Source organism: Streptomyces sp. ME02-8801-2C (assembly GCF_033793965.1).
In the GTDB taxonomy this organism is placed as follows: Bacteria; Actinomycetota; Actinomycetes; order Streptomycetales; family Streptomycetaceae; genus Streptomyces.
In genome coordinates, this window is sequence record NZ_JARAXP010000023.1 from 80,540 (window position 1) to 104,306 (window position 23,767).

The 23,767-nt window shown below is 71.0% G+C and carries 15 protein-coding genes and 1 pseudogene; 4 read left to right on the top strand and 12 right to left on the bottom strand.

Annotation, left to right across the window (positions count from 1 at the left end):
* Positions 1–7: 7 nt before the first annotated feature.
* Entirely contained in the window at positions 8–1,435 is a 1,428-nt protein-coding gene (locus PV396_RS40430) for a PLP-dependent aminotransferase family protein (RefSeq protein WP_319213317.1), read from the bottom strand.
* A gap of 104 nt (positions 1,436–1,539) precedes the next feature.
* On the opposite strand from PV396_RS40430, the gene PV396_RS40435 reads away from it, so the two are divergent.
* Positions 1,540–1,734 carry a hypothetical protein gene (locus tag PV396_RS40435; protein ID WP_319213318.1) on the top strand — a complete coding sequence of 65 codons (195 nt, stop codon included), beginning with the start codon at positions 1,540–1,542 and terminating at the stop codon, positions 1,732–1,734.
* A 94-nt stretch (positions 1,735–1,828) separates the two neighbouring features.
* Here the strand turns inward: PV396_RS40435 and PV396_RS40440 are convergent, their stop codons facing one another.
* The 7 genes from PV396_RS40440 to PV396_RS40470 all read right to left on the bottom strand — a co-directional run bounded on the left by PV396_RS40440 (position 1,829) and on the right by PV396_RS40470 (position 9,744).
* Entirely contained in the window at positions 1,829–2,833 is a 1,005-nt protein-coding gene (locus PV396_RS40440) for an aldo/keto reductase (protein ID WP_319213319.1), read from the bottom strand.
* 16 nt (positions 2,834–2,849) lie between these two features.
* Positions 2,850–3,809, bottom strand: a complete 960-nt coding sequence (locus PV396_RS40445; protein WP_319213320.1) for a lysylphosphatidylglycerol synthase domain-containing protein — start codon at positions 3,807–3,809, stop codon at positions 2,850–2,852.
* Complete coding sequence (locus tag PV396_RS40450; RefSeq protein WP_319213321.1) at positions 3,806–5,083, bottom strand: endonuclease/exonuclease/phosphatase family protein; 1,278 nt, start codon at positions 5,081–5,083, stop codon at positions 3,806–3,808. The genes PV396_RS40445 and PV396_RS40450 overlap by 4 nt, the downstream gene beginning before the upstream one ends.
* A gap of 14 nt (positions 5,084–5,097) precedes the next feature.
* Positions 5,098–6,129, bottom strand: coding sequence for a glycosyltransferase family 2 protein (locus tag PV396_RS40455; RefSeq protein ID WP_319213322.1), 1,032 nt, complete (start codon positions 6,127–6,129; stop codon positions 5,098–5,100).
* 56 nt (positions 6,130–6,185) lie between these two features.
* On the bottom strand, positions 6,186–7,157 hold the full coding sequence (locus tag PV396_RS40460) for a UbiA prenyltransferase family protein (protein WP_319213323.1): 972 nt from the start codon (positions 7,155–7,157) through the stop codon (positions 6,186–6,188).
* A gap of 131 nt (positions 7,158–7,288) precedes the next feature.
* Entirely contained in the window at positions 7,289–8,329 is a 1,041-nt protein-coding gene (locus tag PV396_RS40465; RefSeq protein ID WP_319213324.1) for an NAD-dependent epimerase/dehydratase family protein, read from the bottom strand.
* Positions 8,323–9,744, bottom strand: a complete 1,422-nt coding sequence (locus PV396_RS40470; protein ID WP_319213325.1) for an aspartate aminotransferase family protein — start codon at positions 9,742–9,744, stop codon at positions 8,323–8,325. The genes PV396_RS40465 and PV396_RS40470 overlap by 7 nt, the downstream gene beginning before the upstream one ends.
* Positions 9,745–10,244: 500 nt before the next feature.
* Between PV396_RS40470 and PV396_RS40475 the strand changes: the two genes are divergently transcribed.
* A complete protein-coding gene (locus PV396_RS40475) occupies positions 10,245–11,468 on the top strand; it encodes a helix-turn-helix domain-containing protein (protein WP_319213326.1) in 1,224 nt (407 codons plus the stop codon).
* Between the two features lie 118 nt (positions 11,469–11,586).
* On the top strand, positions 11,587–14,682 hold the full coding sequence (locus PV396_RS40480) for an FG-GAP-like repeat-containing protein (RefSeq protein ID WP_319213327.1): 3,096 nt from the start codon (positions 11,587–11,589) through the stop codon (positions 14,680–14,682).
* A 157-nt stretch (positions 14,683–14,839) separates the two neighbouring features.
* Here PV396_RS40480 and PV396_RS40485 read toward each other — a convergent pair whose 3' ends face one another.
* From PV396_RS40485 to PV396_RS40500, 4 genes are all read right to left on the bottom strand, one after another.
* A complete protein-coding gene (locus tag PV396_RS40485) occupies positions 14,840–17,890 on the bottom strand; it encodes a VCBS repeat-containing protein (RefSeq protein WP_319213328.1) in 3,051 nt (1,016 codons plus the stop codon).
* A 213-nt stretch (positions 17,891–18,103) separates the two neighbouring features.
* On the bottom strand, positions 18,104–18,937 hold the full coding sequence (locus PV396_RS40490; protein ID WP_319213329.1) for a PIG-L family deacetylase: 834 nt from the start codon (positions 18,935–18,937) through the stop codon (positions 18,104–18,106).
* A 206-nt stretch (positions 18,938–19,143) separates the two neighbouring features.
* Entirely contained in the window at positions 19,144–21,672 is a 2,529-nt protein-coding gene (locus PV396_RS40495) for an ABC transporter permease (RefSeq protein ID WP_319213341.1), read from the bottom strand.
* 86 nt (positions 21,673–21,758) lie between these two features.
* Positions 21,759–22,112 carry a hypothetical protein gene (locus PV396_RS40500; protein WP_319213330.1) on the bottom strand — a complete coding sequence of 118 codons (354 nt, stop codon included), beginning with the start codon at positions 22,110–22,112 and terminating at the stop codon, positions 21,759–21,761.
* Positions 22,113–22,374: 262 nt separating this feature from the next.
* On the opposite strand from PV396_RS40500, the pseudogene PV396_RS40505 reads away from it, so the two are divergent.
* Positions 22,375–23,767 (top strand): annotated as a pseudogene (locus PV396_RS40505) (ALF repeat-containing protein); the annotation flags it as partial.

Consider the following 23,767-nt stretch of genomic DNA (forward strand, 5'->3'; position numbering starts at 1 on the left):
CCCCCGTTCACCCCCGCGCACTCACCTCAATCGCCCCCCGCAGCCGCCGAACCGCCTCCCCCACCGCGCTGTCCGCAAGATTCCCGTACCCCAACACCAACCCATGCTCAGCTCGCGCCTCCGTCGCGTGGTACGCCGCCAGGTCGGCGACGAGTAGGGAGCGGCGGGCCGCCGTCTTGACGACCGCTGCCGTGTCCACGTCCGCCGGCAGCCCGAGGATCAGGTGGAGGCCCGCTGCGACCCCGGAGATCGGGGCATCCGGGAGGTGGGTGGCGAGGGTGCGGACCAGGGCGTCTCGGCGGTTGCGGTAGCGCTGGCGGCAGGCGCGTAGGTGGCGGTCGTACGCGCCCGACTCCAGCAGGGCCGCGAAGGCCAGCTGGTCGACCGTCGGGGGCTGGGTCGCCGCCTGGTCGGCCTCATGGAGGCGGGCCGTCCAGCGGGGCGGCGCCACGATCCAGCCGATGCCCAGCGCCGGGGAGATGATCTTGCTGAGCGACTTGAACAGGATCACCCTGGACGGGTCCATGCCCTGGAGGGCGGCCACCGGACGGCGGTCGTAGCGGAACTCGGCGTCGTAGTCGTCCTCCAGTACGACGCCGTCCACCCGGCGGGCCCAGTGCAGCAGGGCCGCCCGCCGCTCGGGTACGAGCACGCTCCCCAGCGGGAACTGGTGCGCCGGGGTCGTCAGCACCGCCCTCAGGCCCGGGTGAGCGGTGAGGTCCTCGGTGCGCACGCCATCCCCGTCGGTCGGGACGGGCACCGGGTCGAGGCCCGCCGCGCGGATCACCTCACGCAGCCGGGTCCAGCCGGGCTCCTCGCAGCCGACCGCGGTGATGCCCTGGGCCCGCAGGGTGTGGCAGACGCGTCGTACGCCGTCGGTCACGCTCGTGCACACCGTCACGTCCCGCGCGTCGGCGACGACACCCCGGGAGCGGGCCAGGTACTCGGCGAGCAGCCGCCGCAGCCGGGGATGACCGCCGGACTGCGGATACCCGAACTCGGTGAACTCGGCCTCCGTCACCTGGGCGCGGACGGCGTCCGCCCACCGGCGGCGCGGGAACGCGCGCAGGTCGGGCAGACCGGGCGCGAGGTCGAAGCGGGCTGCCGGAGCCTGCGGGGCGGCGCGGTCGGGTGCGCCGACGTCGGGGGTGTTCGACCAGCACACCCTCGTCGCGGAGCCCGTCCGGGCCTCGAGATAGCCCTCGGCCACGAGCTGCCCGTACGCCTCGGTCACCGCCCACCGCGAACAGCCCAGGTCGGCGGCCAGTTGGCGGCTGGGCGGCAGCGCGGTGCCGACCTCGATACGCCCTTCCCTGATGGCCGCGCGCAGCCCTCGCTTCACCCGCTCGTGCAGCGGCCCGTCGCCGGCTCCGCCGAGGTGGAGCAGGAGATCTCCCGCCAGATTGGTATGGGAATTGGTCTGTGATACCCGCATGCCATTGGACGGTAGCAGCGGGCCATTTCCCTCTAACTTCGAATGTGTACGAGAGCGACAACCAAGCGAGAAGCAGCCGTACGCAACAGACATGGGAGCAAGTCGTGGCAACTATGAGGCGATCGACGCAGACCCAGGCCCACCCGCTGTTCCTCGGCGTGTTCGCCGACTGGCACGCCAAGGCCGGCGCCATGTCGGCACTGCCGGACGCGCCCGTCGTACCGGACGACTCCCGGTCGCGCCGGCCCGTGTCCCGGTGGCTGCGGGGCCGGGAGATCGACTGGCCGCGAGCCCGATGACAGACACGACATGACGACATACGGCCGCGCCCCGCTGGATGCCACCAGCGGGGCGCGGCCGTATGTCATCTCGCCGTCTTGGCGGCTCGGCGTCTCACCTCGCCGCGAGCAGCCCGTCGATCTCCCGCAGCTGGTCCGCCGTGAGCGGGCCGTGCTCCATCGCGGCGGCGTTCTCCCGTACCTGGGCGACCGTCCGCGCCCCCGGCACCGGCAGCAGCGCGGGTGAGCGTGCCCACAGCCAGGCCAGCGCGCCCTGGGCGAGCGTGCGGCCGCCGGAGGTCAGGATGTGCCGTACGGCCTCCAGCGCCTCGGCGAGTTCCTTCACCGGTGCGCCGTCCTTGAAGTAGTTGAGCCAGTCCGGGGAGCGGCGCCGGAAGTCCTGCTCGTCCGTGATCAGGGAACCCAGCGGGTGCGCGCCGGTCAGCAGGCCGGTGCCCAGGGGGCCACGGGCCAGGCCGGGGATGTTGTGGGTCTCGCAGAGTTCTACGAGGGCGGGCGCGTCGTGCACCACGTTGATCTCGAACTCCAGGCCCCCGAAGCCGGGTTGGCCGATCCAGGCGGCGGCGAGTTCCGGGTCGTCCGTGGACCAGCCGTACGCGCGGATCGCGCCCTCCGCCACCAGTTCCTGGAGGGTGCCCAGCAGTTCGTCGGCCTCGGCGACGGGCAGGCCGGACAGGTGGAGCAGGTAGAGGTCGAGGTAGTCGGTGCGGAGCCTGCCCAGGGAGGCCTCCAGGGCCTGGCGGACGTATCCGGGGGTGGCGTTCTGGCCGGTGAGCTGGCGGGCCTCCTCGTCGATGGTGTTGCCCCACTTGGAGACCAGGGTGATCCGGTCCCGTGTGTCCGGCTTGCCCGACAGGGTCTCGCCGATGAGGCGCTCGGCGGTGCCCGTGCCGTAGGCGTCGGCCGTGTCGTAGAGCGTGATGCCGCTGTCGTACGCGGCCCGGAAGACGTCCGCCGCCTCGGCGCGGTCGAACCGGGCGCCCCAGCCGAGGGGTTGGTCACCGGCGGCGGAGGGGCCGCCGAGTGCCCAGGTGCCCAGCCCGAGGGCCGATACCTCGGGTCCGTCGGCGACAAGGGTTCGTCGTCGCTGGTCGTTCATGTCACTCCCTTGTGTTTCATGCTCTGGTTTCTGTTACCGGTACCTTCACCGGTATCTCGGGCAGTCTGTCGATCTTCTTCCGGCTGGTCAGCAGCAACACCCCGCCCGCGCCGAGCAGTTCGGCCGCCGTGCACACCACCCGGCTGGCCAGGGCCGCCGCGCCCGCCTGGGCCCAGGGCAGTACGGCCGACAGCGCGGCGAGCAGGACGAGCTCCCGGGTGCCGGCGCCGTCGGGCACCACCAGGGTGAGCGCCCCGACGACCGTGGCCAGGGCGAACGCGCCCAGGCAGACCGGCAGCGCCTGTCCCGGCGAGGCGCCGAGGAGGACGGCGATCAGCCACAGGTGCAGCCCCGACACCGCCCAGCACAGCGTCTCCAGCCCGATCGCCGCACGCACACTCCGGTCGGAGAAATCCGCCGAGGGCGGCTCGCGTCGCAGCAAGCGGGCCGCCCCCGACACCACACGCAGCAGCATCCGCGGGCGCCACAGCACGGCGAGGGCGAGCGGGGCCGCCGCCAGCAGCCACAGGCCTCCGGCGCCGAGCCCCGGGGCGCACAGCAGGCCCACGACTGCGGCGGTGAGCAGCACCACGACCGTGTTGAGCAGATAGGCCGTCACCATCCGGCCCGCGCCCACACCGACCGCACCGCCGAGCCGGACGTAGGCCAGCACGCCCCACACCGGCCCCGGGATGTACTTGCCCAGCAGGGCGAGGAAGTAGATGCGCGCGCTCTGCCGGGCGGGCAGCGGTGCGCCGAGCCCGGTCAGTCCGGCCCGCCAGGAGGCCCAACCGGCAAGCTGGCCAAGGGCCTTGAGCAGCAGGGCGCAGCCGAGCAGTGCGGTGGCCCGGGGCCCGGAGAACATCGCGAGGACATCGTCGCCGTGTCCCCAGAGCACCGCGCCCATGCCGGCGGTGGCCGCGGCGAGGAACGTCGCCGCCAGAGCCGTTCTGAGGAGGCGTCTGCTCCGGCTCATCGGGACGCCCGCACGGAGACGACGGTCTCCTGGAGACGGTGGTCGGAGATCTCCGGCAGCGCGGTGAGCGCGTACCGGTAGGTCTTCAGGCCGGCCGTGAACGTCCAGTCGAGCCGCCACAGCCGCAGCCTGCCCTGCTCGTTCCAGGAGAGGGGCAGGACCGAGTCGCCGTGGTCGGCCGCGTCGTCCAGTGCCGAGCGCAGTGGCCGCAGATCGCCCATCGCGGCGGTGGTGTTGAAGTCCCCGGCGACCAGGAGCGGGTTGCGGTTGGCGCCGATGTCGTCGAGCAGCCCCCGGTACTGGGCGCGGCGGGCCGCCTCCCGGTCGTGGATCACCCGGTAGAAGGTGGGCGTCAGAAAGCTCTCGCGCATGTCCACCTGGACGGGGATGTGCACGTTGTAGAGGGAGACGACCTCCCCCCGGACGCGGATGTCGGTCCGCAGCACCTTCCCGGTCCGGTAGACGTCGTACCAGTCGGGCGAGGCGGTGCGGGCGGTCGCCCGGTACGGGCCGACCAGCGGGCGGGCGACGATCGGGTACCGGGAGAGCGTGACGAGTTCGCCCTGTACGGCCACGTGGTACTGGGGGAACTGCTTTCTGATCCGGGCCATGTCGTCGATCCGCCGCTCGTTGGCGTCGTCCTGGTCGCTCCAGACGTACTCCTGGAGCAGGTAGACGTCGGCGTTCCGTGCCTTGAGCGCCTGGTAGAAGCGGTCCGGGGTGGTGCTCTTTCCCCAGGCCAGGGTGTTGAAGGAGACGACGCGCAGCGCGCCGGGAGGTGCCTCGGCGTCGCCGTTCCACAGGGCTGCCGGGTTCAGGCCCGCCCACGGGTAGCCGAGGACCAGCCCGGCCAGGGCGAGACCGGTGACGGCCAGCGCGGGCCGCCGGGGCACCTTGCGCCGCGCCAGCCTGGCGGCGGGGACACCGGCCAGCAGGAGCAGGGGTACGGCGAGGAAGGCGAGGGGCGGTTCGAGGTTGAGCGCCATCATGGCCCACCAACGGCCACTGAGCGCGTACTGGAGGAGGAGCAGGACCAGCCATCCGGCGCCGGCCGCGACCAGCAGCCGGGTGTAGAGGCACCAGCGGGGCGGGGTCGCGGGGGCGGCGGCATCATCCGGGGGTATGGCGTCGGAGCCGGCGGCGGAGTCGGAGGAGGGCTCCCGGGTCAGGTCATCCGGGCTGTCGGCGATATCCGTACCGTGCGTGCTGTGCGTGCTGTGCGTGCTGTGCGTGCTGTTTGTGGTGTGTGTGGTGTGCGTGCTGTCCGTGGCCATGGTTCTCCCCGTCCTCAGTGGGCGGGCAGGACGGCGACGGGGGCGTCCTCGCGGTCGTACAGGGCGCGGAAGCGGCCGGAGAGCAGCCAGTGGAGGACTCCCGTCACCACCCCGGAGGCGACCGCCAGGTTGAAGACGAACTGGACGGCGACGAAGAACAGCAGGAAGCCGGTGCCGCGCGCGGCGCGCACATAGCGGTACATGCCGAGGTCGCAGCCGAGGGAGAGGGCCAGCAGCGCGGCGGGCAGCAGCCAGCCGACCGGCCCCACGAGCAGCGGCAGCAGCAGAGCGGGCAGGGCCATGAGCGCGGCGAGGCTTCCCCACGCGCGGGACGCGGTCTCGAAGCCCTTGGCGAACTTCCGCCTGCGGGCGTACAGCGGCACGCGCAGCCGTGCCCGGGTGAAGATCTTGCGGGCCAGCGGCAGGAGTTCGTGGTCGTCGTCGTGGGTGCCTCTGACGGCGGAGGTGAGGATGAGGTCGTAGCGGGCGGAGAGGCGCAGCCCGTAGTCCACCTCCTCGGTCTGCCGCAGCCGGGCGTCGAAGGGCCCGACGTCGTCGTACACCCGGCGCCACATGGCGCAGATGGACGGGAAGAGGAAGGTGACGGTGCCCTCCGCCGTCTCCCGCCAGTAGTAGGCCTGGAGCGAGCGGCACTCCTCGACCATGCTGTCCCGGATCAGCGGTACGGGCTCGTAAATACCGCACACGGCACCGGCGTTGGGCTCCGCGAGCAGCCGGGTCACGGCCTTTTCCACGGCGTCCGGGGCGAGCGCCACATCGGAGTCGAGGAAGAGGAGCACCTCGCCGCCGGCATGCCGGACGCCGACGTTGCGGGTGGCGGCGACCCCGCTGTTGGTACCGGTGCTGAGCACGGTGACGCCGGCCTCGCGGGCGATGTGCGCGGAGTCGTCGGTGGAGCAGTCGTCCACGACGATCACTTCGAGGTGCGGGTACGTCTGCCGGCGTACCGAGTCGAGGCACAGGCCGATCGTGCGGCCGTAGTTGTAGTTGGGGACGATGACGGAGACCAGGGGGAGCGAGTCCATGGCAAATCGTTCCTTCGGCGGGGGCGGTGGGGTCGGCGAGGTCGGTGCCGGCGAAGTCAGTGAAGTGCCGCGAGGCATACGGCCGTCAGCGCGGCCCACAGCAGACCGCTGCCGACCAGCAGCCGGTCGCCGGAGAGGGTGCGCACCGGGTCGGCGCCGCCGTGTCCGACGAGCAGCAGTTGCAGATAGCGGAAGACGGCGAAGAACGCGCAGGGCGCGGTGAGCAGGACCAGGGTCGCCGTGCCGTCCTGGAGGGCCATGTCCGAGCGGACGCAGAGGAGATAGCCGACGGTGGCCAGGGTGGCGCTGATCACGGTCAGATGGTCCAGGTAGGGGACGGTGTAGCCGCGCAGCGCGGGCCGGTGGGAGGCGTTGCCCTGGGCCAGTTCGTGCCGCCGTTTGCCGAAGACGAGCAGCAGGCAGACCGCGAACACGGTGAGCAGCAGCCAGCCGGAGGCGGGCACGTCGACGGCCGTGTACCCCTGGAGCGTGCGCAGCACGAACCCGAGAGCCACACAGAAGGCGTCGATGAGCGGGATGTGCTTGAGCCGCAGGCTGTAGGCGAGGTTCAGCCCGAGGTAGACGAGTACGGGCCAGCAGCGGGCCGGAGAGGCGAGGACGACCCCGCCCGCGAAGAGCGCGCACACGACGGCCAGGAACGCGAGGGCGGTCGGGACCCGCAGCCGGCCGGAGGCCAGCGGGCGGTGCCGTTTGACGGGGTGCAGGCCGTCCCGGTGCCGGTCGAGGACGTCGTTGAGGACGTACACGGCGACGGAGGCGAGCACGAACAGCCCGGTCGACCAGGCGATGCCCAGCACGGTGTCGGTCCCCCAGACCGGCATCGTGATCAGGGCGAGCGCCACGGCCAGCGGGTTCTTGGCCCACTGGTAGGGGCGCGACAGGGTCAGCAGCTCGGCGAACGGACCGCGCCGACGGGCGCGTTGTGGGGGAGTCGGCGAAGTCGGGGGAGCGGCGAGCGCGGTCGCGTCCGGGGACGGACGCGTACCGGGCGTGGTGACGGTGGACATGGGTGATCTCCTCGTGCCAGAAGTCGAGGGAGAGCGAGGGGAGTTGGGTGGGGGGAACGGCGACGTACGGGTCAGCCGTACCGATCAGCCGTACCGATCAGCGGATCAGCCGTACGGATCCGCCGTACGGGTCAGAAGAGCACCTTGGCCAGTCCGAGGGCGCCCTGGCGCCAGGGATCGCGGCTGGTCCGGCCGGCCCGGGCGGCCCGCGCCCCGCGAGGCTGCTCGCGCCACCAGCGGTACGTGGCGAGGATGGCGTCCCGGTTGGAGCTGCGGGGGACGAAGCCGAGCGTGTCCCGGATGTGGTCGGTGCTGACGTACGAATCGGCGCGCAGCTTCTGCAGGAGCCGTCCGTAGACCGGGGACAGATGGGCCTTCTGGAGCAGTTGGAGCGTGGCGAGCGCGGGCCCGGCCGGGACGGAGACGATGCGTTTGCCGTGTCCGGCCTCGTCCAGGACGGCCTGGAAGTCCTCGCGCAGGGTGCCGAACTCGGCGGCGGCGACGTTGAAGGTGCCGTTCGCGGTGGAGGCGGGCGCGGTGGCGGCCAGGAGGACGGCGTCCACCAGGTCGTCGATGGCGAGCATCTGGATGCGTACGTCACCCCGGCCGAGCACGGGGAAGTTGCGGCCCTCCTCGGCCCATTCGAAGAGCATCGAGAACAAACCCATGCGACCCGGCCCCACAAAGGTCTTGGGGCGCAGCACCGGCAGCACCATGCCCTCGTCCCTGAACCCCAGCGCGAGCGCCTCGGCCTCGGCCTTGGCCCGGCTGTAGTGGTCGACGGGCGCGTAGGGGTGGGTCTCGGGGGTGGGGACGATCTCCGGGAGGCCGTAGACGGCGGTCGAGGAGATGTGGACGACGCGGGGTACGTCCAGCCTGCGGGCGGCGGTGAGGAGGGTGCGGGTGCCGCCGACGACGATCGAGCGGATCTCCTCGGCGGGGTAGCTCGGCAGGGCCGCCGCGCAGTGCACCAGCAGATCGGCACCCTCGAGGGCGCGTCCCACCGCCTGCGGGTCGCGGATGTCTCCGGTGATCTCCCGTACGCCGGAAGGCTGTTGACCGCTGGGTGCGATGTCGAGGCCGGTGACGGACCAGCCGTCGGCGGCGAAGCGGGCGACGAGGTTGCGGCCCAGCATGCCGCTGCTGCCCGTGACGACGACGCGGCTCACCATCGGGCCAGGACCCGGTCGCGGGCGAACTTGGTGAGCAGGCCCGGCAGCCCCTTGGCGAGGGTCGCGTCCAGGCTCTCCAGGAAGTAGTTCACCTCGGCAGGTTCGACGACCAGCGAGGGCGCCACCACCAGCGGGTTGTCCCCGTTGGGGCTGAAGTAGGTGAGGATGCCGTGCTCGCGGTAGAGCTCGGCGATCACCGCACTGGTGATCAGCTTCGTACGGAACTTCGGGTCGGCCGCCAGCCCCGAGGGCGCCAGTTTGCCCGCCAGGTCGAGCAGTTTCGTGCCGCCGCCGAGGAAGACGCCGTGGATGGCGCCGACGCCTTCGGTGGCGGTCACCGTCTCGGGGTGCTTGCGCTGGATCTCGGCCAGCCCGTGGGTGAGCATCTCCTCGATCTTGCGGGCCCGGCCCGGGTAGTCGTCCTCCACGATGATGTTGACGGCCTCGATCGCGGTGGCCGTCTCCTCGCCGAAGCCGTAGTAGGTCGTGGAGTGCAGGATCACCTCGCTCAGCCGGTCGTAGGCCTTGCGGAACACCGGCTCCCGCGTGGTGTACCCGGCGATGGACGCCTTGCCGCCGCCGAAGGACTTGGAGTAGGTGAGGATGTCCGGTATCAGCCCGTCGTAGCGCATGAAGTAGAAGAGGCTGCCCGACTTGCCCCACCCGGTGTAGACCTCGTCGAAGATCAGGACGATGTCCTCCCGGGTGCACAGCTCCCGCAGTTCCCGCAGCGCGGCCTCGGTCCAGCTGTTCATGGTGGAGGCGCTGAAAGGTTCCACCATGATCGCGTAGACGTCGCAGGACCCGTCGGCGGTGCGGTGGGCGGCCACCAGTTCACGGATGGCGTCGATGTCGCCGTACGGATACGTCACGTTGGGGATGCCGGGGAAGCGGAAGCTGTTCTCCAGGGAGCCGGTGAGGCTGCCCGTGGCGATCAGCTTGCCGTGGAAGCTGATGTCCGACCGCAGGATCGTCTGCCGCTTGCCCTCGTGGTACTTGTACGCCAGCTTGATGGCGCCCTCGTTCGCCTCGGCGCCCGAGTTGGGGAAGTACGAGATGTCGAGGTCGCCGGGGAGGAGCCGGCCGACGTTGTGGCTGAGCGCGGCCACATAGGGCGACAGGAACGCCTTGTGGACCTCCATCCGGGTGCGTTCCGCGAAGCGCCTGCGGGCCTCGAGGATGCGCGGGTGGTTGTGCCCGTGGTTCAGGACCCCGACGGCGCCGGTGAAGTCGAGGATCTTCCCGCCGTCCCGGGTGTGCAGCCAGACCCCCTCGGCCTTCTCGATCAGCTGCTTGCCGAAGCCGAACGTGGTGGTGAGGGACACGTGGCTGCGGCTCACGTAGTCCCGGTAGAGAGCCTGTACCTGCTTTGCGCTGAGCTGTTCGCACTGCTCGATTCCGATGAGCTCGGGCATGAGTGGCTTCCTCTCGCGTCGCTGCTGGGTTGCGTTGTCTCCGTGCTGGTTCGAGTGAGGGCCTACGGCCAGTCGATCAGGACGTGCATTGCTGACCACCACCTTGTGGGTCCGCAGGGACAGGGCACGTGCTCCGGTGTTGCCAAACGAACGTAACAGCGCTTGCCAGAGCTTGGCAAGCACTTGCCAAAGCGGTGAGTAATCGGGACGTGACGTGCGGATGTTCCCCTTTTTGCTGCTCAGATGGGCAGTGTGAGGGCAGGTGAAACGGCCGGGGATCTACCGGTCGAAGGGCTCGGTGAATCGCTTGGGGCATATGCTTGCCAGAAATGGCACGCGCATCGCCCGTGTCGAACTTGGCAAATCCTTGCCAGTCTCCCCGTGCGCGACTAGCGTGGTCACGGCGTCGGGGGACACATCAGGCATCTCATCTCACGAGGTGGCTCAGGCCCTGCCGGACGAGGCCCCGCCACCCTCACGAGCAACTGGGGGAGACCCACATGGTGGAGCAACCTGCCTTCGGACGCCGCCTCAGGGAAATGCGCAGGGAACGGGGGCTGTCGCAGGCGGCCGTCGCCGGCGACAACATGTCGACCGGCTATCTGTCCCGGCTGGAGTCGGGGGCGCGCCAGCCGACCGCGCGCGCGGTCGCCTACCTGGCCGAACGGCTCCAGGTGGACCCGTCCGAGTTCGACGAACCGAGCGTCGGCTCGGTCGCCGAGGCCCTCGCGCTGGCCACCTCGTCCGACGGCGGCGACGAGGCGCTGCGGAAACTGTCCGCGGCCCTGGAACAGTCGCCCGCCGTCGATCCGACGCTGCGCTGGCAGGTGCTGTGGCTCCTCGCCGGCGCCGCGGCCGGACACGGGGAGCGCGTGGAGGAGGCCAGGCTGCGCGAGGAACTGGTGCGCACCGCCGAGGAACTGATGATCCCCGAACTGCAGTGCAGGGCCCGCGCCCAGCTCGCCCGCTGTCTGCGCTCCCTCGGCGAGATTCCCCGGGCACTGGAGGCCGCGCAGGAGGCGAGCCGCCTTGCCCACGACCACAAACTGTCGGTCCAGGACGCCGGCGCGGCCCTGCTGACGCTGGTCTCGGTGGAGGCGGAGGCGGGCCGGCTCTACGACGCCAGGGCGCACGCCGACGACCTGCTCGCCCTGGTGGCGGAACGTACGGACACCCTGCGTACGGACACCCTGCGTGCGGAGGCCCTGTGGGCGGCGGCCACGGTGAGCTTCCGTCAGGGCGACTCCGCCACCGCCCGGCAACGGCTGGAGCAGGCCATAGAGGAGTTCGACAGCCGCCTCGACCTGGTCCTGTGGATGCGACTGCGGCTGGCCGCCGCCTCCCTCTACCTCCAGGTCTCACCCCGGCAGCTCGACGAGTGCGGGCGGCGCCTGGACGAGGCGGAACCCGCGCTCGCCCTCGTCGGAACCCCGGTACTGCGCCAGGAGATGCTGACGCTCCGGGTGCACCTCGCCTTCGAGGAGGGCCGGTACGAGGACGCGCGCGCGGCCCACGACGAACTCGTGCTCGACGAACTGAGGCTCACCTACCGGGACCGTATCCGGCTCGACATGCTCCACAGCCGACTGCTGATCCAGGAGGGCCGCACCCAGCAGGGCAGCACCCAATTGCGCGAACTCGCCGAACGGGCCCAGCAGACGTCGAACATCGACCTGGCCGCGGAGATCTGGCGGACCCTCGCGGAGACACCCGAACGACAGTGAGGTCTCGTACAACGCATTCACCGCGGCGTGAGTCTGACTGGGCGGTACATGCGGGTCACGCATGTACACGGGCGGACAAAACGGGGGTGGACGCGTGAGACGCATGACTCTGCGTGCGATGCGGAACGAAAAGCCGAACAGGTACCAAAAGCAGTCCAGCAAGCAGTTCGGCAAGCAGTACAGAAAGCGGACGGCCACTGGGGCGGTCTCCGTCGCGGCGGCCCTGGCCGTGGTGGCCGGGCTGCTGCAGTTCGCGGCGGGGCCGGCCGTCGCGGCGGACGACGGCGACATGCCGTCCGTCACGCTGACCGGCGCTCACCGGGCCGCGCCGCGACAGGCGTTCCTGGCCGCCGCCGACAGCTCCGGGTACCTGTCCGTACCGAGTGCGTACCCGGGCGGCTCCCCGGCGAGGTGGATCGGCCGCGACGGCACGATCAGGGACATCCCGAACCGCCCGTACACGACCGCCTACAACGGCGTCCTCGGGCTGGAAAAAGTCCCGCAGACGACGAACGTCCACCAGATCCGGCACTACCCCACCGGCAAGGTGACGCGGTTCTACGTGCCGGCCGGCGACCGGGTCACCAGGGTCTTCGCTGAGAACCGCCTGCTGGTCTCCCGCCAGGTCGAGGGGAAGTGGACGCTCCACCTGCTGGAGATGCCGGCGGGCGGCGGCACGCCGGTCGACCGGCCGGTGACCGGCGTGGCGGACGACTTCGCCGGGTGGATGCTCGAAGAGACCTCGGACACGCGGGGAGCCGCGTTCTGGTACAAGCAGGCCGACGGCGGCGAACCCTGGCGCACCGCGCTGCTGGACTTCGACACCGCCGCGCTGACCTACGTACCGAGTGACGACTTCGGCCTCCTGGAATACCCGCACCTGGCCGGCGACACCGTGATCTTCTACGCGCTCGACAAGAGGTTCTCGAACTCGCGGTTGTACGTCATCGACCGCGCGCGTCCGGCGGCTCCCGGACACCTCATCGACATTCCGGAAGACGCCCGCCTCAAGGCCCGGGCGATCGGCGACTGGGTGGTCTATCCCGACACCGCCAAGAACACGATCCTCGCCGTGCCGGTGACCGGCGGCCCCGCGCGGACGCTGCTGGCCGCCTCGACCGGCAAGTTCGTCGACGGCGACGACGGCAGCTTCTCCATCGAGGGTGGCACGGACGCGGAGCACTGGGCGGTCCAGCGCGTCACCCTGGGCACGGACGGCATCCCCGTCTTCGAAGCGGTGGCGCCGCTGCCCGCCGTCTCGGTGTACGAGGCCGGCGGCATCGCGGTCGACCAGGGACGGGTCCTGCTCGGCACCGAGCGCGCGGACGCGACCAGCGCGTACGACGGCACCCATCTCTCCGCCACCGCGCTCTCCCTCGCGGCCGACGGGACGCTGACCGCCGCCCCGCCCGAGACCCTGGGCGACCTCGGGTACGAGGAGTCCAACCCCGATTACAGCTACCACGTCGACTGCTACGAGGAGTGCCTGCGGCTCACCGGCACCGGCGAGAGCGAGATCGACCGCCCGGCGCAAGAGGTGTCGGCCGTGGTGGCGGCGTCCGCCTCGTACCGGGTTCTCCGCACCGGCCGGGGCAAAGTGGAGGTACGGGACGGCTCCAAAGTGCTGACCACCGGCTCCTGGCCGGCCGCCGCCCTGTGGGGGAACACCCTGTGGACGGCCGGGACCGACGCGAGGGGCGACACCGTGTTCGAGCGGTCCGCCCTGCCGTCGATGCGTCGGCTGGGCAGCCTGACACCGTCCGGCACCTGCCTCCCCTCCGATCTGCAGGTGGTGGGCCGGTACGTCTACTGGTCCTGCGGCCCGGACGCGGACGCGCGCGTCCTCGACCAGGTCACCGGGACGGAGCACGACGTACCGCAGGGCTACGCGCGGCTGGGCGACGGCTACCTGGTCACCCAGGACGCCGATCTCGGCAAGCTGCTGATCACCTATCTGCCGGGCGCGGTCCCCGCCGACCGGGTCGGCACCCAGGAACTCGGCCCGCTGCCGTCCCCGGCGTACGCCCCCGCCGACCGCCGGGGCCGGTTCTGGAACGTGGACCCGTACGGCGGTCCGGTCGCCTACCAGACGGCGTCCGGCGACATCACGGTGAAGTGGCCGCAGGTGACCAACTCCCCGTTCGGGGCGATCCACGTCGACGTCCCCACCTCCGTCAACCTGCGGGAGAACAGCGGCTTCCAGGGCGTCTGGCAGTTGAACAGGCCGGCCACGAGCTGGAAGCTGACCATCGCCACCTCCACCGGCGCCCCCGTGCGGACCGTCACCGGTGGCGTCACGCGCGGGACCCTCACCGCGGTCTGGGACGGGCGCAACGAGAAGGGCGCACTGGTCCGCACCGGTACCTACCGGATACGCATGACCGCCCAGTCCGCGAACGGCACGCCCACGAACGTGGTGCTCCTCGACAAGCAGGTGCCGATACGTTCGGTGGAACGCCATGACTTCGGCCGGGACGGCATCGGCGACCTGCTCACCTTCGACAGCGCGGGCCGCCTGGCGATCCAGCCCGGCACCGGGCGCGGCACCATCGACACCGCCCACAAGGTCCTGGGCAGCGGTTGGCCCACCTCGTCGGCCTTCGTGCCGTTCGGTGAAGTGACCGGCGACATGTGCAACGACCTCCTGGTCCGGGACTCCGCCGGGCGGCTGACCCGGTACGAGGGCACGTGCGGGAGGGCGTTCACGCCGAGGAGCCCGCACCGCCTGCTCGGCACCGGTTTCGGCGGGTACAACGTGCTGACCTCCCCCGGCGACCTGACCGGTGACGGCCACCCCGACCTGATCGCCCGCGACAGGGCGGGGGTGCTGTGGCGCTACGCCGCCGACGGCAGGGGCGGCCTGACCGCGCGGGTCAAGGTGGTCGGGGGCCAGGGCGGCTACACCCGGCTGATCGGCGCCGGCGACATGAACGGCGACGGCATCGGCGACATGGTCGGCCTGGACCGTGCGAACGTGCTCTGGCGCTGGCTCGGCAACGGCAAGGGCGCCTTCGGCAGCCGGACCCGCATCGCCACCGGCATCACCGTCAACGCCCTGACGGTACCCGGCGACCTGAACGGCGACGGACGCCCGGACCTCGTCGGCCGCGACCGCTCGGGCGCCCTGTGGCGCTGGAACGGCACACCATCGGCCACCTTGGGCACCAAGACCCGCATCGCCACCGGCTGGAACGGCTACACGGGCCTGTACTGAATGAACCACCCGGCAGCAGGCGCGGGCAGACGATGACGCGAAGGGCCCCACCGCGAGCGGTGGGGCCCTTCGCCGTCGTGCCAGGCTGGCCTCGCCGGCTTGTGAACGACTGCGGGACAGCTCCGTAGCCCACCCGCCGTGGGTTGCGTGGGTCGGGTCAGTACAGGGCCTTGTAGTCCTGCCAGCCCGTGGCAATCGCAGTGCGGGGGCCGAAGGAGCCCTTGCCGTTGCCGTTGTGGCGCCACAGCTTGCCGGAGGTGTCACGGGCGACGAGGTCGGCCTTTCCGTCCCCGGTGACGTCGCCGACGCCCACCACCACGTTGTAGGAGGCGCCCCAGTTGTCGGCCACCTTGACCCGCGCCCCGAAGCCGCCGGTCCCCGTGCCCGCGTATCGCCACAGTCTGTTCGACGTGTCCTGCGCCAGTAGGTCGCCGTGCCCGTCGCCGTTGAGGTCACCGGCGCCGATGATCTTCTTGTAGCCGGACCACTTGGCGATCTTCACCCGCGGCGAGAGGGTTCCACCGCGCGTGGACGTGTACAGGTAGACGTCATTGGTCGACGTCTGGCGGGCGATCAGGTCCGTCCGGCCGTCACCGTTGACGTCGCCGGGGGAGGTCAGCACGTTGTACTGGTTGAAGCCTGTGCCCAGCGTGGTGTACGGCGTGGCCGTGGTCAGGGCCTTGCCGCACACCGGCCGGTATGCCCGCAGCGTGCCGCTGTTGAGCCGCACCAGCACGTCGTCGCAGCGGTCACCGCTCAGGTCTCCGAACGGCACCGCGGTGATCGAGGACGGCCAGCCCGTGGCCGTCGTCTTCGTCGGGAACCTTCCGGCGCCGTCGCCCTGGTGGAAGGTGAGCGCGCCCGAAGGAGTGAGCGTGAGCAGGTCACCGAAGCCGTCGGACCCGACATGGTCGTGCCTCACGGCAGCACCACCGACCAGCTTCAGCGAGCCGGACACCGTGGTCGGCGCGCCCCGCCGGTCGCCCGGCATCACCGTCAGCGTCCAGGTGTAGGTGCCGTTGGGTACCAGGTTCCCGTAGGGTGTTCTGCCTTGCCAAGCCACTCGGAGCAAGTCCCGGGGGCGGTTCTCGCCCATGATCACCGCGATGACGCCGGTCGCTTTGTTCCTGAATACCAACGTCCACGACTCGGCCGGCTTCGACGCCCACCATGTGCCGCTCCATGTGGACGACGGGCCCACCACATGGAGCGAGGGTGCCGCCTTCTGCCCGATGACCGCGATGTCCGTGGCGGTCGGGCCGCTTTGCACGACGTGGATGTCCTGGGAGGCGGGGTCCACGTAAGCGACCAGGCCGGTGTACGGATCGACGTCCCACTTCCCGGCCGCGGCGGCCAGGGGCCGGCTCACCGCGGAGCCGCCGGTGACGTCCGTGACGTTCAGTGCCCCGGACGTGGAGTCACGCGTGACCAGGAAACCGTCGCCCAGGCGGCTCTCCCGTCCGGTCGGAGCGGCGATGAGCTTCCTGCTGCGGGCGTCGTACACGAAGGCCTTCGCCACCTGCCCCTGGGGACCGTCGCACCAACCGGACCAGTACACCCAGCGCCCCACCGCCTGGAAGTCCCCGGCACCGCAACCACCGCCCACCCGGAACGACGCGACCGTGTCGCCCGAACGCACCTCGGTGGCCGTCGCGGTGCCGTCGGCGGACCACGTCCACAGGGCCTCCCCCCACAGGGCGGTGGGGACCCTGCCGGCTGAACCAGCGCGGGTGAGTACGGCTTGGCGCGTGTCCAGATCCGTCACCGTCAGGCCGTCTCCCGCGGGCGTCGGCCCCTTCCAGCTCGCGTACCGGCCGGCGGCGTCCCCGAGCCACTGGGTCTCGTCGAGGCCGGAGGCGAACACGGTCCCGGGGAGCGACTCACCCCGGTCCAGGACGCGCAGCACGCCGTCCCCGGTCCGGTAGACCGCCCGCCCGTCACCCGTACCCATGAGCTGGGGACAGGATCCGTAGTCCCCGGCCATGATCCCGCATCTCCCGGTGCCCCCCCGGTCGGTGCGGGTGCCCGCGGTCAGGGTTCCATTCGCGAGCAACGAGCGGCTGTACAGGCGCGTCGCCTGGTCGCCGGACTCGTAGGTCATCAGCTGACCGCCGCTCAGATCGAGCGACTCGATGCCCATGGGCACGGCCGGCAGGTCCACGATCCGGTGCATCGCGGGCAGACCGTCGGCGCCCGCCTCGATCTTGGCGATGCCGTAGTCCACGGAGGACTCCCCGCCGGCGAGCAGCAGGCCACCGTCGGGCGTGACGAGGGCGGCCTCGGGATCCGCCCGCTTGGCCAGGGGAAGTTCCCCGGAGCCGTCGAAGGGCACCGCGAACACACTCCAGACGGAGGACTCGTCGCGCCGCGCGACGACGAGCGCGTCACCGACGACCCCGAGGATCTTGTGCGCGGCGTTGGCGGCGAACGGAATCTCGTGTGTGGGCGAGTCGAAGGCACCCGCGGCGTACACCCGCACCGTCGACGTGGACGACCTGCTGACCACGTAGTCGGGACCCGCCACGGCGGCCCAGTTCGACACCCCCGGGGGCAGGAGGGTGACGGCACCGGTCTGAGGATCCACCCAGGCCTGCTGGGAGAGGTTGTCCGCGTCGGCGTACGTGACGAGAAGCCCGGAGGCGGTGCCCCGGGGAAGAGAATCGAGGACCGCCCCGTCCGGGAAGCCGGTGAGGGGCTGCTGCACCGTGCTGCCGTTCTCGTTGTGCAGCAGGAACAGTCCAGTCCGTTCCCCACCCGTGGAAATCCCGGTCAGGACGATGCGCCCGTACGTCCTCAGATAGCTCTGCCCTGCCGGAATCGCCACGGTCTCCGTCGTCCCGGTCCCCATGTCACGGAGCAGGACCTGCCCGCCGGTTCCGTTCTGCGACAGGCTGGGAAGGGCGACGACGTCCGACCCGGTCCCGTAGTAACCCAGAGTGCGCGGCTCGAGCCGATCGCCGCCCTCCACGGGCTTCCGGCGGCCGTCGTACGTGGTCCACCAGAGGCCGCGGCCCGCGGCGGTGGAACGGTACTCGAGGAAGCCGGAGGCCCCGGCACTCTGCGGACGCGCCGTGCGCGGAGTCGTACGCATGGTGGCCGGGACGACGACCTCTGTCTCCGCCGTGGTTTCCGCGTGCGCCGACGCTGTCGGCGGGACGGCGGACACATACAGCGCCAACCCGGTGACGGCGGCAAGCGAGCCACGCACGAACGTATGAAAAGCCACTTGGTTTCCCTCCCCCGCGGAGGGCCCCGTCCCCCCGAACAAGCTGTCGAATCCTAGCAGTTGACGGACGCGGACGACCTTGTGAAGGGCGAGGGAGAAGTCATGGCACCCGGGCGCGAGGTTCTGACGCGGGCCGCCCGTCGCGGAACCGGCGTGGCCGGGACTCCGGGCGGTCAGCCGGTCGGGACGATCGGATCAGCGCAGGCCGGCGAAGAGGTCGTCCTCGGGTATGGCCGCACCCGTGGTGTCCTGGACCCTCAGGAAGGTCTCCAGGCCCATGAACTCGCCGAACCTCTCCCTGCCCATCTTGAGGAAGAAGATGTTCTCGCCCTGGCTGGCGTGCGCGGCCAGCGCGTCGAACTTCTGATCACTGAACGCGGTGGTGTCCACCCAGGTGGTGATCTCGTCGTCGGGCAGACCGATCTCGGCCAGCGCGGCGGCCTCGGCGGGATCCGGCTCCGGCATGTCCTCCCCGAACTCACGGATGATCTCGCCGAACCGCTGCATTTTCGAGCGGGGCATCGTGGTCCAGTAGACCTTCGGTGTCAGCTCGGTCATCTCGAGCGCCGCCATCGTGATGCGGTGGGCCTGGATGTGGTCGGGATGGCCGTAGAAGCCGTTCTCGTCGTAGGTGACGACCACGTCGGGACGGTAGTGCCGCATGAGTTCCGCGAGCCGGGCCGCGCCCTCCTCAACGGGTGTCCGCCAGAAGGAACCGGGGGCGTCGTTGCCGGCCCAGCCCATCATTCCGGAGTCGGCATAGTCGAGCATCTCCAGATCGCTGATCTTCAGGACCTCGCAACTGGCCTCGAGTTCCTGCCGACGCATCTGGGCGACCGCCGCCGGATCGTGCCCGGGATCACCCGGCTTCGTGCCTCCCGGCCCGTCACCGCATCCCCCGTCGGTACAGGTCACGAGGACCGTGCGGATGCCCTCCGCGGCATACCGGGCGAGGACCCCTCCGGTCCCGGTGGCCTCGTCGTCGGGGTGCGCGTGCACGGCCATGAGCGTCAAGGGCCGGTCAGTCATGGAACAGTCCTCCAGCGGATGAAAACGTCTGACTCCGAGTGAGCGGCGGCGAACGTGCCGCCGGCCCGGGGACCCGGACGTGGCGAGGCGGACGACCTTACGGTCTCCGTGTTCCCCGCCCGTACCAGGCCGATCCCCCGGAGATGCAACCGCTCGGGCGGGACCGACTGTTCCCGACCCGACCCAATGCCCTGCTCGGCGGTACCTCATTCCCTGGCCGTCGCCACCGTCACCGCCCGGACCCGCAACGCCACGCGGCCGGGCAGGGCGGTCCCGACGAGCGCGAGGAGCCCGGCCACGGCGACCACCGTGACGTACACGAGCGGTACGACGGCCGGCGCCGCCTCTCCTGTCATACCGATGCTGAACGAGGTCAGGACGGCCAGGGCGACGGCACTGCCGAGGGCACCGGCGAGGAGGAGGACCGCCAGGGCCTCGGTACGCAGCATGCGCAGCACCTGCCGGCGGGTCGCCCCCGCGAGACGCAGCAGCGCGAACTCCCGGACGCGCTCGGAGACCGACATGGCGAGCGTGTTGACCACGGCGATGGCCGTGAAGGCCAGCACGAGCCCCATGGCGAGGAAATTGACCTCGGCGTTGGCCTGCAGGCGCCGCGCCTGGAGCGAGTCGGCGGTGGCCGGCGAGAGAACATCGAGCTTCGGGAACTCACGCAGAGTAGTCGAGAGTTGTGTCTGTGTACGGTCCGTGCTGACGAGGAGGGAGGTGGAGAGCGGGTTGTCGACGTGGTGTACGAGCAGGTCGTGCGCGAAGGTGAGGTCCCCGAAGCCGAGCCCCCGGGTGTAGACGGCGGCGACGGTGAGCGTGGCGGGCGTGCCGTCGCCGAGCGTGAGCTTCAGGGTGCTTCCGGGTTCCAGGTGGAGCTGGTCGGCGGCAAGCTCGCTGACGGCGACTGTGCGCTCGGTGAGCCCTCGGAGGGACCCGGCGGTGACGTCCGGATCCCAGGTGCGGGCGAGGCCGGCCGGGCTGACGCCCTGCGCCGCGTACTTGTCGAGCCCGACGCGGACGGTCGTACGGACCACTTCGGTGACGACGGCGTGGTGCGTACGCAGCTGCCGTGCCGCTTCGGACGGGACGCCCGGACCTTGGGAGGTGACCACCCAGTCGGCGTGGACGCCGTCACGGGTCTGGGCGCGGGCCGCGTCGCCGAGGGTGGGCTGCACGAACAGGACCGTGCAGGTCATACCGATCAGCAGGGTGAGGGGAGTGACGACGGAGGCCATGCGGACGGCGTTGCCGCGAAGGTTGGCGGTGGCGAGCCCCCCACCGGGGCCGGTCAGGCGCAGTGGACCGGCGAGCAGAAGGGCGGCTGCCTTGACGAGAACCGGCCCGAGCAGGGCGACGGAACCGGACAGGACGACGACGGCGAGGAACGTCACCGGCGTGGACGCGGGCTCGCTGCGCAGGACGCTGAGCAGGGCTACGAGGACGGCGCCACCGGCGAGCAGCAGCAGACCGGCGAGGAGACGACCCCAGGCGGGGCGGGCGCGCTCGGTCCGGGCCTCGGCGAGCGCCTCGGCCGGGCGGATCCGGGCGACCCGGCGCGAGGCGATCCGGGCGGCGGCCCACGCACCGAACAGGGTCGCGGCGAGGGCGGCGAGCGGCGGGAAGACGCCGACGGTGTGCTCCAAGGTGGCGGGTACGGCGCCCAGGGCGACGAACCTGCCGTGCAGCCAACTGCCCAGGGGAAGCCCCACCAGTGCTCCGGCCGTGCCCGCAGCCGCTCCGACGATCAGGGCCTCCCGCCCGAGGAGCCTGCGGATCTGCCCGGAGGTGGCGGCGATGGCCCGGAGCAGGGCGAGTTCGCGATGGCGTTGCTGGACGGAGAGCGCGAAGGTTCCGACGACCACGAGGACCGCCACGAGCAGTGAGGTGCCCCCCATGGCGCCGCCCATGCTGACCAGCTTGGTACGCGCGGCAGCGGCGTCCAGGAACTCCACCGGACCACGGGCGTCTCCGGCGCTGACCTGGGCGCCGGTGCCACTCAGCGCTGTGGCGACGGCGCTGCGCAGTCGGCCCGGATCGGTGCCCGCGTCCGGGATCACACCGAACGCGGTGACCTGCCCGGGCCGGTCGGCGAGACGCCGGGCCTCGGCGTCGGAGAAGAACAGGGACGTCTGGTGGCGAACGGCCGTGGTGGGGGCGGCGATACCGGAGACACGGTAGGAGCGTGGGGCCTGCGTCGACTGCACGGCGAGACGGTCACCGGGTTCGAGGCGGGCGCGCTCGGCGAGGTGGCGGTCGACGACGACATCGGTGACGGCCGCGGGGGCGGTACCCGCGACGAGCCGGTAGGGCGTCAGCACGGCCGACTCCCAGGCATGCCCGAAGGCGGGCCGGCCGCCGGTGCCGTTCGGGGTCAACGGCTCGGCCATGAAGGTGAGTTCGGGAACGACGCGGGCGACACCGGGTGTGCCGGCCAAAGTGCGCCTGACGCTGTCCGGTAACCAGGCGCGCTCGGCGATGGGTTTGGCCTTGTGCTTGACCTTGGTCTTGCCTTTCTTCTGCTTGACGGTGGTCTGATGGACGTTCTGATCGGCGGAGACCACGACCGGGGCCGCGCCGTAACGCTCGGTCCGGACGGTGCCGCGCAACCCCGTCTCGAGGAGCGTGCCGCACGCGGTGATCAGGGCACTCGCACACATCAGGGCGAGAAAGGCACCGAGAAAGCCTGCCTTGCGCGCGCGGACGGTCTTCAGGGCGTAGCGCAGCATCATGGGGGAACTCATCCGTGACATGCCCACACAGTCCCCTGCGCGCAGGCACCCGCACATTGCGGTGACCCGGCGTCCTCAGCAGGGGGCTATCCCCCGGGTGACGGTGCCGACGTGAACATGTCGCCGATGTTGTTCCACATGAACCCGTCGCGCCGGCCCGCCCTGCCGGTCGCCCAACCGGTCAGCGCCGCCAGCACCTTCTCCTGCGAGACGGTCTGCGTCTGATAGTGCTCAGCGGGGACGCCGTCCCGGTACTCCAGTTGGTACGTGTTGTTGTCGTGGAGCAGGACCTGGATGTACCAGTCCCCTTCGAGGTCCTCCTCCTGCCGGTCGAGCAGCATGTGCTCGTTGCCGCGTCCCAGATTGGCGAGCATCGTCCCGATGTCCGGCTCCGAGGGACGCTTCACCACGTGCCCGTTCGCGCTTGTCGCTGTCAGCATGGCCGGATTCTGACGGATGGGTCTGACAACGGGCCGGCACGTACCCGAATCGCGAACTGCATTTGCGAAGGAAATGTGTCGGTCCGTCAAATGGTCATATGCGACTGCACAGTTCAAGCCTCAATTGGCCCAACTGCTCCGAGTTTTTTACTACGTTGATACTGTTCACGACTTGTGCGAACGTCGATCAACGGATCTGTCGTCCATTTGCGACGCGAAATCCGACACGTCACCGCATTACTCGTAGAAGGGCAAGTTCCGTATGCAGACAGCTTTCTGGAGCAGACGTCGTGTTCTCGGAGCGATCGCGGCGACGACCGCTGTCGCCGCCGCCCCCTCGATCCTGCGGCCGGCCATCGCCGTGGCCGCCGAGACCGCGGGCGCCGACCCGGTGCCGCTGCCGGACACCGAGCGCGCCAAGGCCGTCCGTGCGTGGCTGACCGGCGGCAAGGGTGTCAAAGCCGCCGCGACCAAGGCTCTCTACGGGACCGACACGGAGATACAGACCTTCCTCGCGCAGACGCTGCCGCAGCAGATCGTGCAGGACAACCGGGTCGCGATCGTCCGCAGTCTGGACCGCGCGGGCAAGGGCCTGCGCCGCGAGGCCGTCGCCGCACTGGACAACGGTGACGGAGCGGTGGCCGGATTCCTCTCGCAGGGCTTCGCCGCCGCCATTCGCGAGGACCTCCAGGTCGCCACCAGCATCGTCGCGTCCACCGGCGACAAGGCCGTGGTCCGCAAGGCCAACGCCGCCCTGAACGTCGGTACCGAGCAGGCCCTCATCGACTTCCTCGCCGACGGCCAGTACGACGCCCGGGTGGAGGACACCCGGCTCCAGGTCAACGCCATGCTGTTGACCGGTGGTCCGGAGGTGAAGAAGTACGCGGACCGCGCGCTCAGCGGCACCGCGAACGACCTCGAGTGGTTCATGGAGACCGGCCAGCACATCGCGCGCGCCCGCGACCAGGAGTCGGCGACCATCGAGGAGCTGGTGGCCGTCGTCGAGCGCGAGGGCAAGCGCGCCGAGCGCGAGACGAACCTGGCCGTCGAGGCCGGGGCCCGCGCCGAGACCGCCGCCGTCAAGGCCAAGGAGGCCGCCGAGAAGGCCGCCGCCGAGGCCGCCGCCGCCCAGAGCGACGTACAGAAGTCAGGGGCCGCGGCCCGCAAGGCCGCGAGTGCGGCGAAGGGCGCGGCCGACGCCTCCCGCAACGCCGTCAACGCCTCCAACGCCGCCGTGCAGGCTTCCCGCCGCGCGTCCTGGGCCGCCGTAGGCGCCGCCCAGGCCGCCGCGAAGGCCGGCAACGCCGCCGCCCGCGCCTACAACGCCGCGATCGCCGCGTCCAAGGACGCCGGCAAGGCGCAGGGCGCCAAGGACGCCGCGGTGGCCGCCCGTAACGCCGCCGCCAAGGCCCGTAGCGCCGCCGCCGCTGCCGCCAAGGCGGCCCTCGCCGGCGCCGAGGCACCTTCCGCCCTCCTGGCCGACCCCGCCGTGTCCCTCAACAAGGCCGCCGCCGCAACCGCAGCAGCCGTACCCGCCGCAGGGCCACCCGCAGCAGAACCCGCACTGGCAGCCCCGGCCCCCGCAGGGGGTCCCCTGTTCGCGGCCGGCCCCGGCTGTCATACACGTCGTACGTTGCGGTCGGCCTGGGCGTGGT

Bases quoted from the DNA above. Each gene is read 5' to 3' on its own strand.
- PV396_RS40430 (WP_319213317.1), bottom strand. From the start codon at position 1,435: ATGCGGGTATCACAGACCAATTCCCATACCAATCTGGCGGGAGATCTC.
- PV396_RS40440 (WP_319213319.1), bottom strand. From the start codon at position 2,833: ATGAACGACCAGCGACGACGAACCCTTGTCGCCGACGGACCCGAGGTA.
- PV396_RS40445 (WP_319213320.1), bottom strand. From the start codon at position 3,809: ATGAGCCGGAGCAGACGCCTCCTCAGAACGGCTCTGGCGGCGACGTTC.
- PV396_RS40450 (WP_319213321.1), bottom strand. From the start codon at position 5,083: ATGGCCACGGACAGCACGCACACCACACACACCACAAACAGCACGCAC.
- PV396_RS40455 (WP_319213322.1), bottom strand. From the start codon at position 6,129: ATGGACTCGCTCCCCCTGGTCTCCGTCATCGTCCCCAACTACAACTAC.
- PV396_RS40460 (WP_319213323.1), bottom strand. From the start codon at position 7,157: ATGTCCACCGTCACCACGCCCGGTACGCGTCCGTCCCCGGACGCGACC.
- PV396_RS40465 (WP_319213324.1), bottom strand. From the start codon at position 8,329: ATGGTGAGCCGCGTCGTCGTCACGGGCAGCAGCGGCATGCTGGGCCGC.
- PV396_RS40470 (WP_319213325.1), bottom strand. From the start codon at position 9,744: ATGCCCGAGCTCATCGGAATCGAGCAGTGCGAACAGCTCAGCGCAAAG.
- PV396_RS40475 (WP_319213326.1), top strand. From the start codon at position 10,245: ATGGTGGAGCAACCTGCCTTCGGACGCCGCCTCAGGGAAATGCGCAGG.
- PV396_RS40480 (WP_319213327.1), top strand. From the start codon at position 11,587: ATGCGGAACGAAAAGCCGAACAGGTACCAAAAGCAGTCCAGCAAGCAG.
- PV396_RS40490 (WP_319213329.1), bottom strand. From the start codon at position 18,937: ATGACTGACCGGCCCTTGACGCTCATGGCCGTGCACGCGCACCCCGAC.
- PV396_RS40495 (WP_319213341.1), bottom strand. From the start codon at position 21,672: ATGATGCTGCGCTACGCCCTGAAGACCGTCCGCGCGCGCAAGGCAGGC.
- PV396_RS40500 (WP_319213330.1), bottom strand. From the start codon at position 22,112: ATGCTGACAGCGACAAGCGCGAACGGGCACGTGGTGAAGCGTCCCTCG.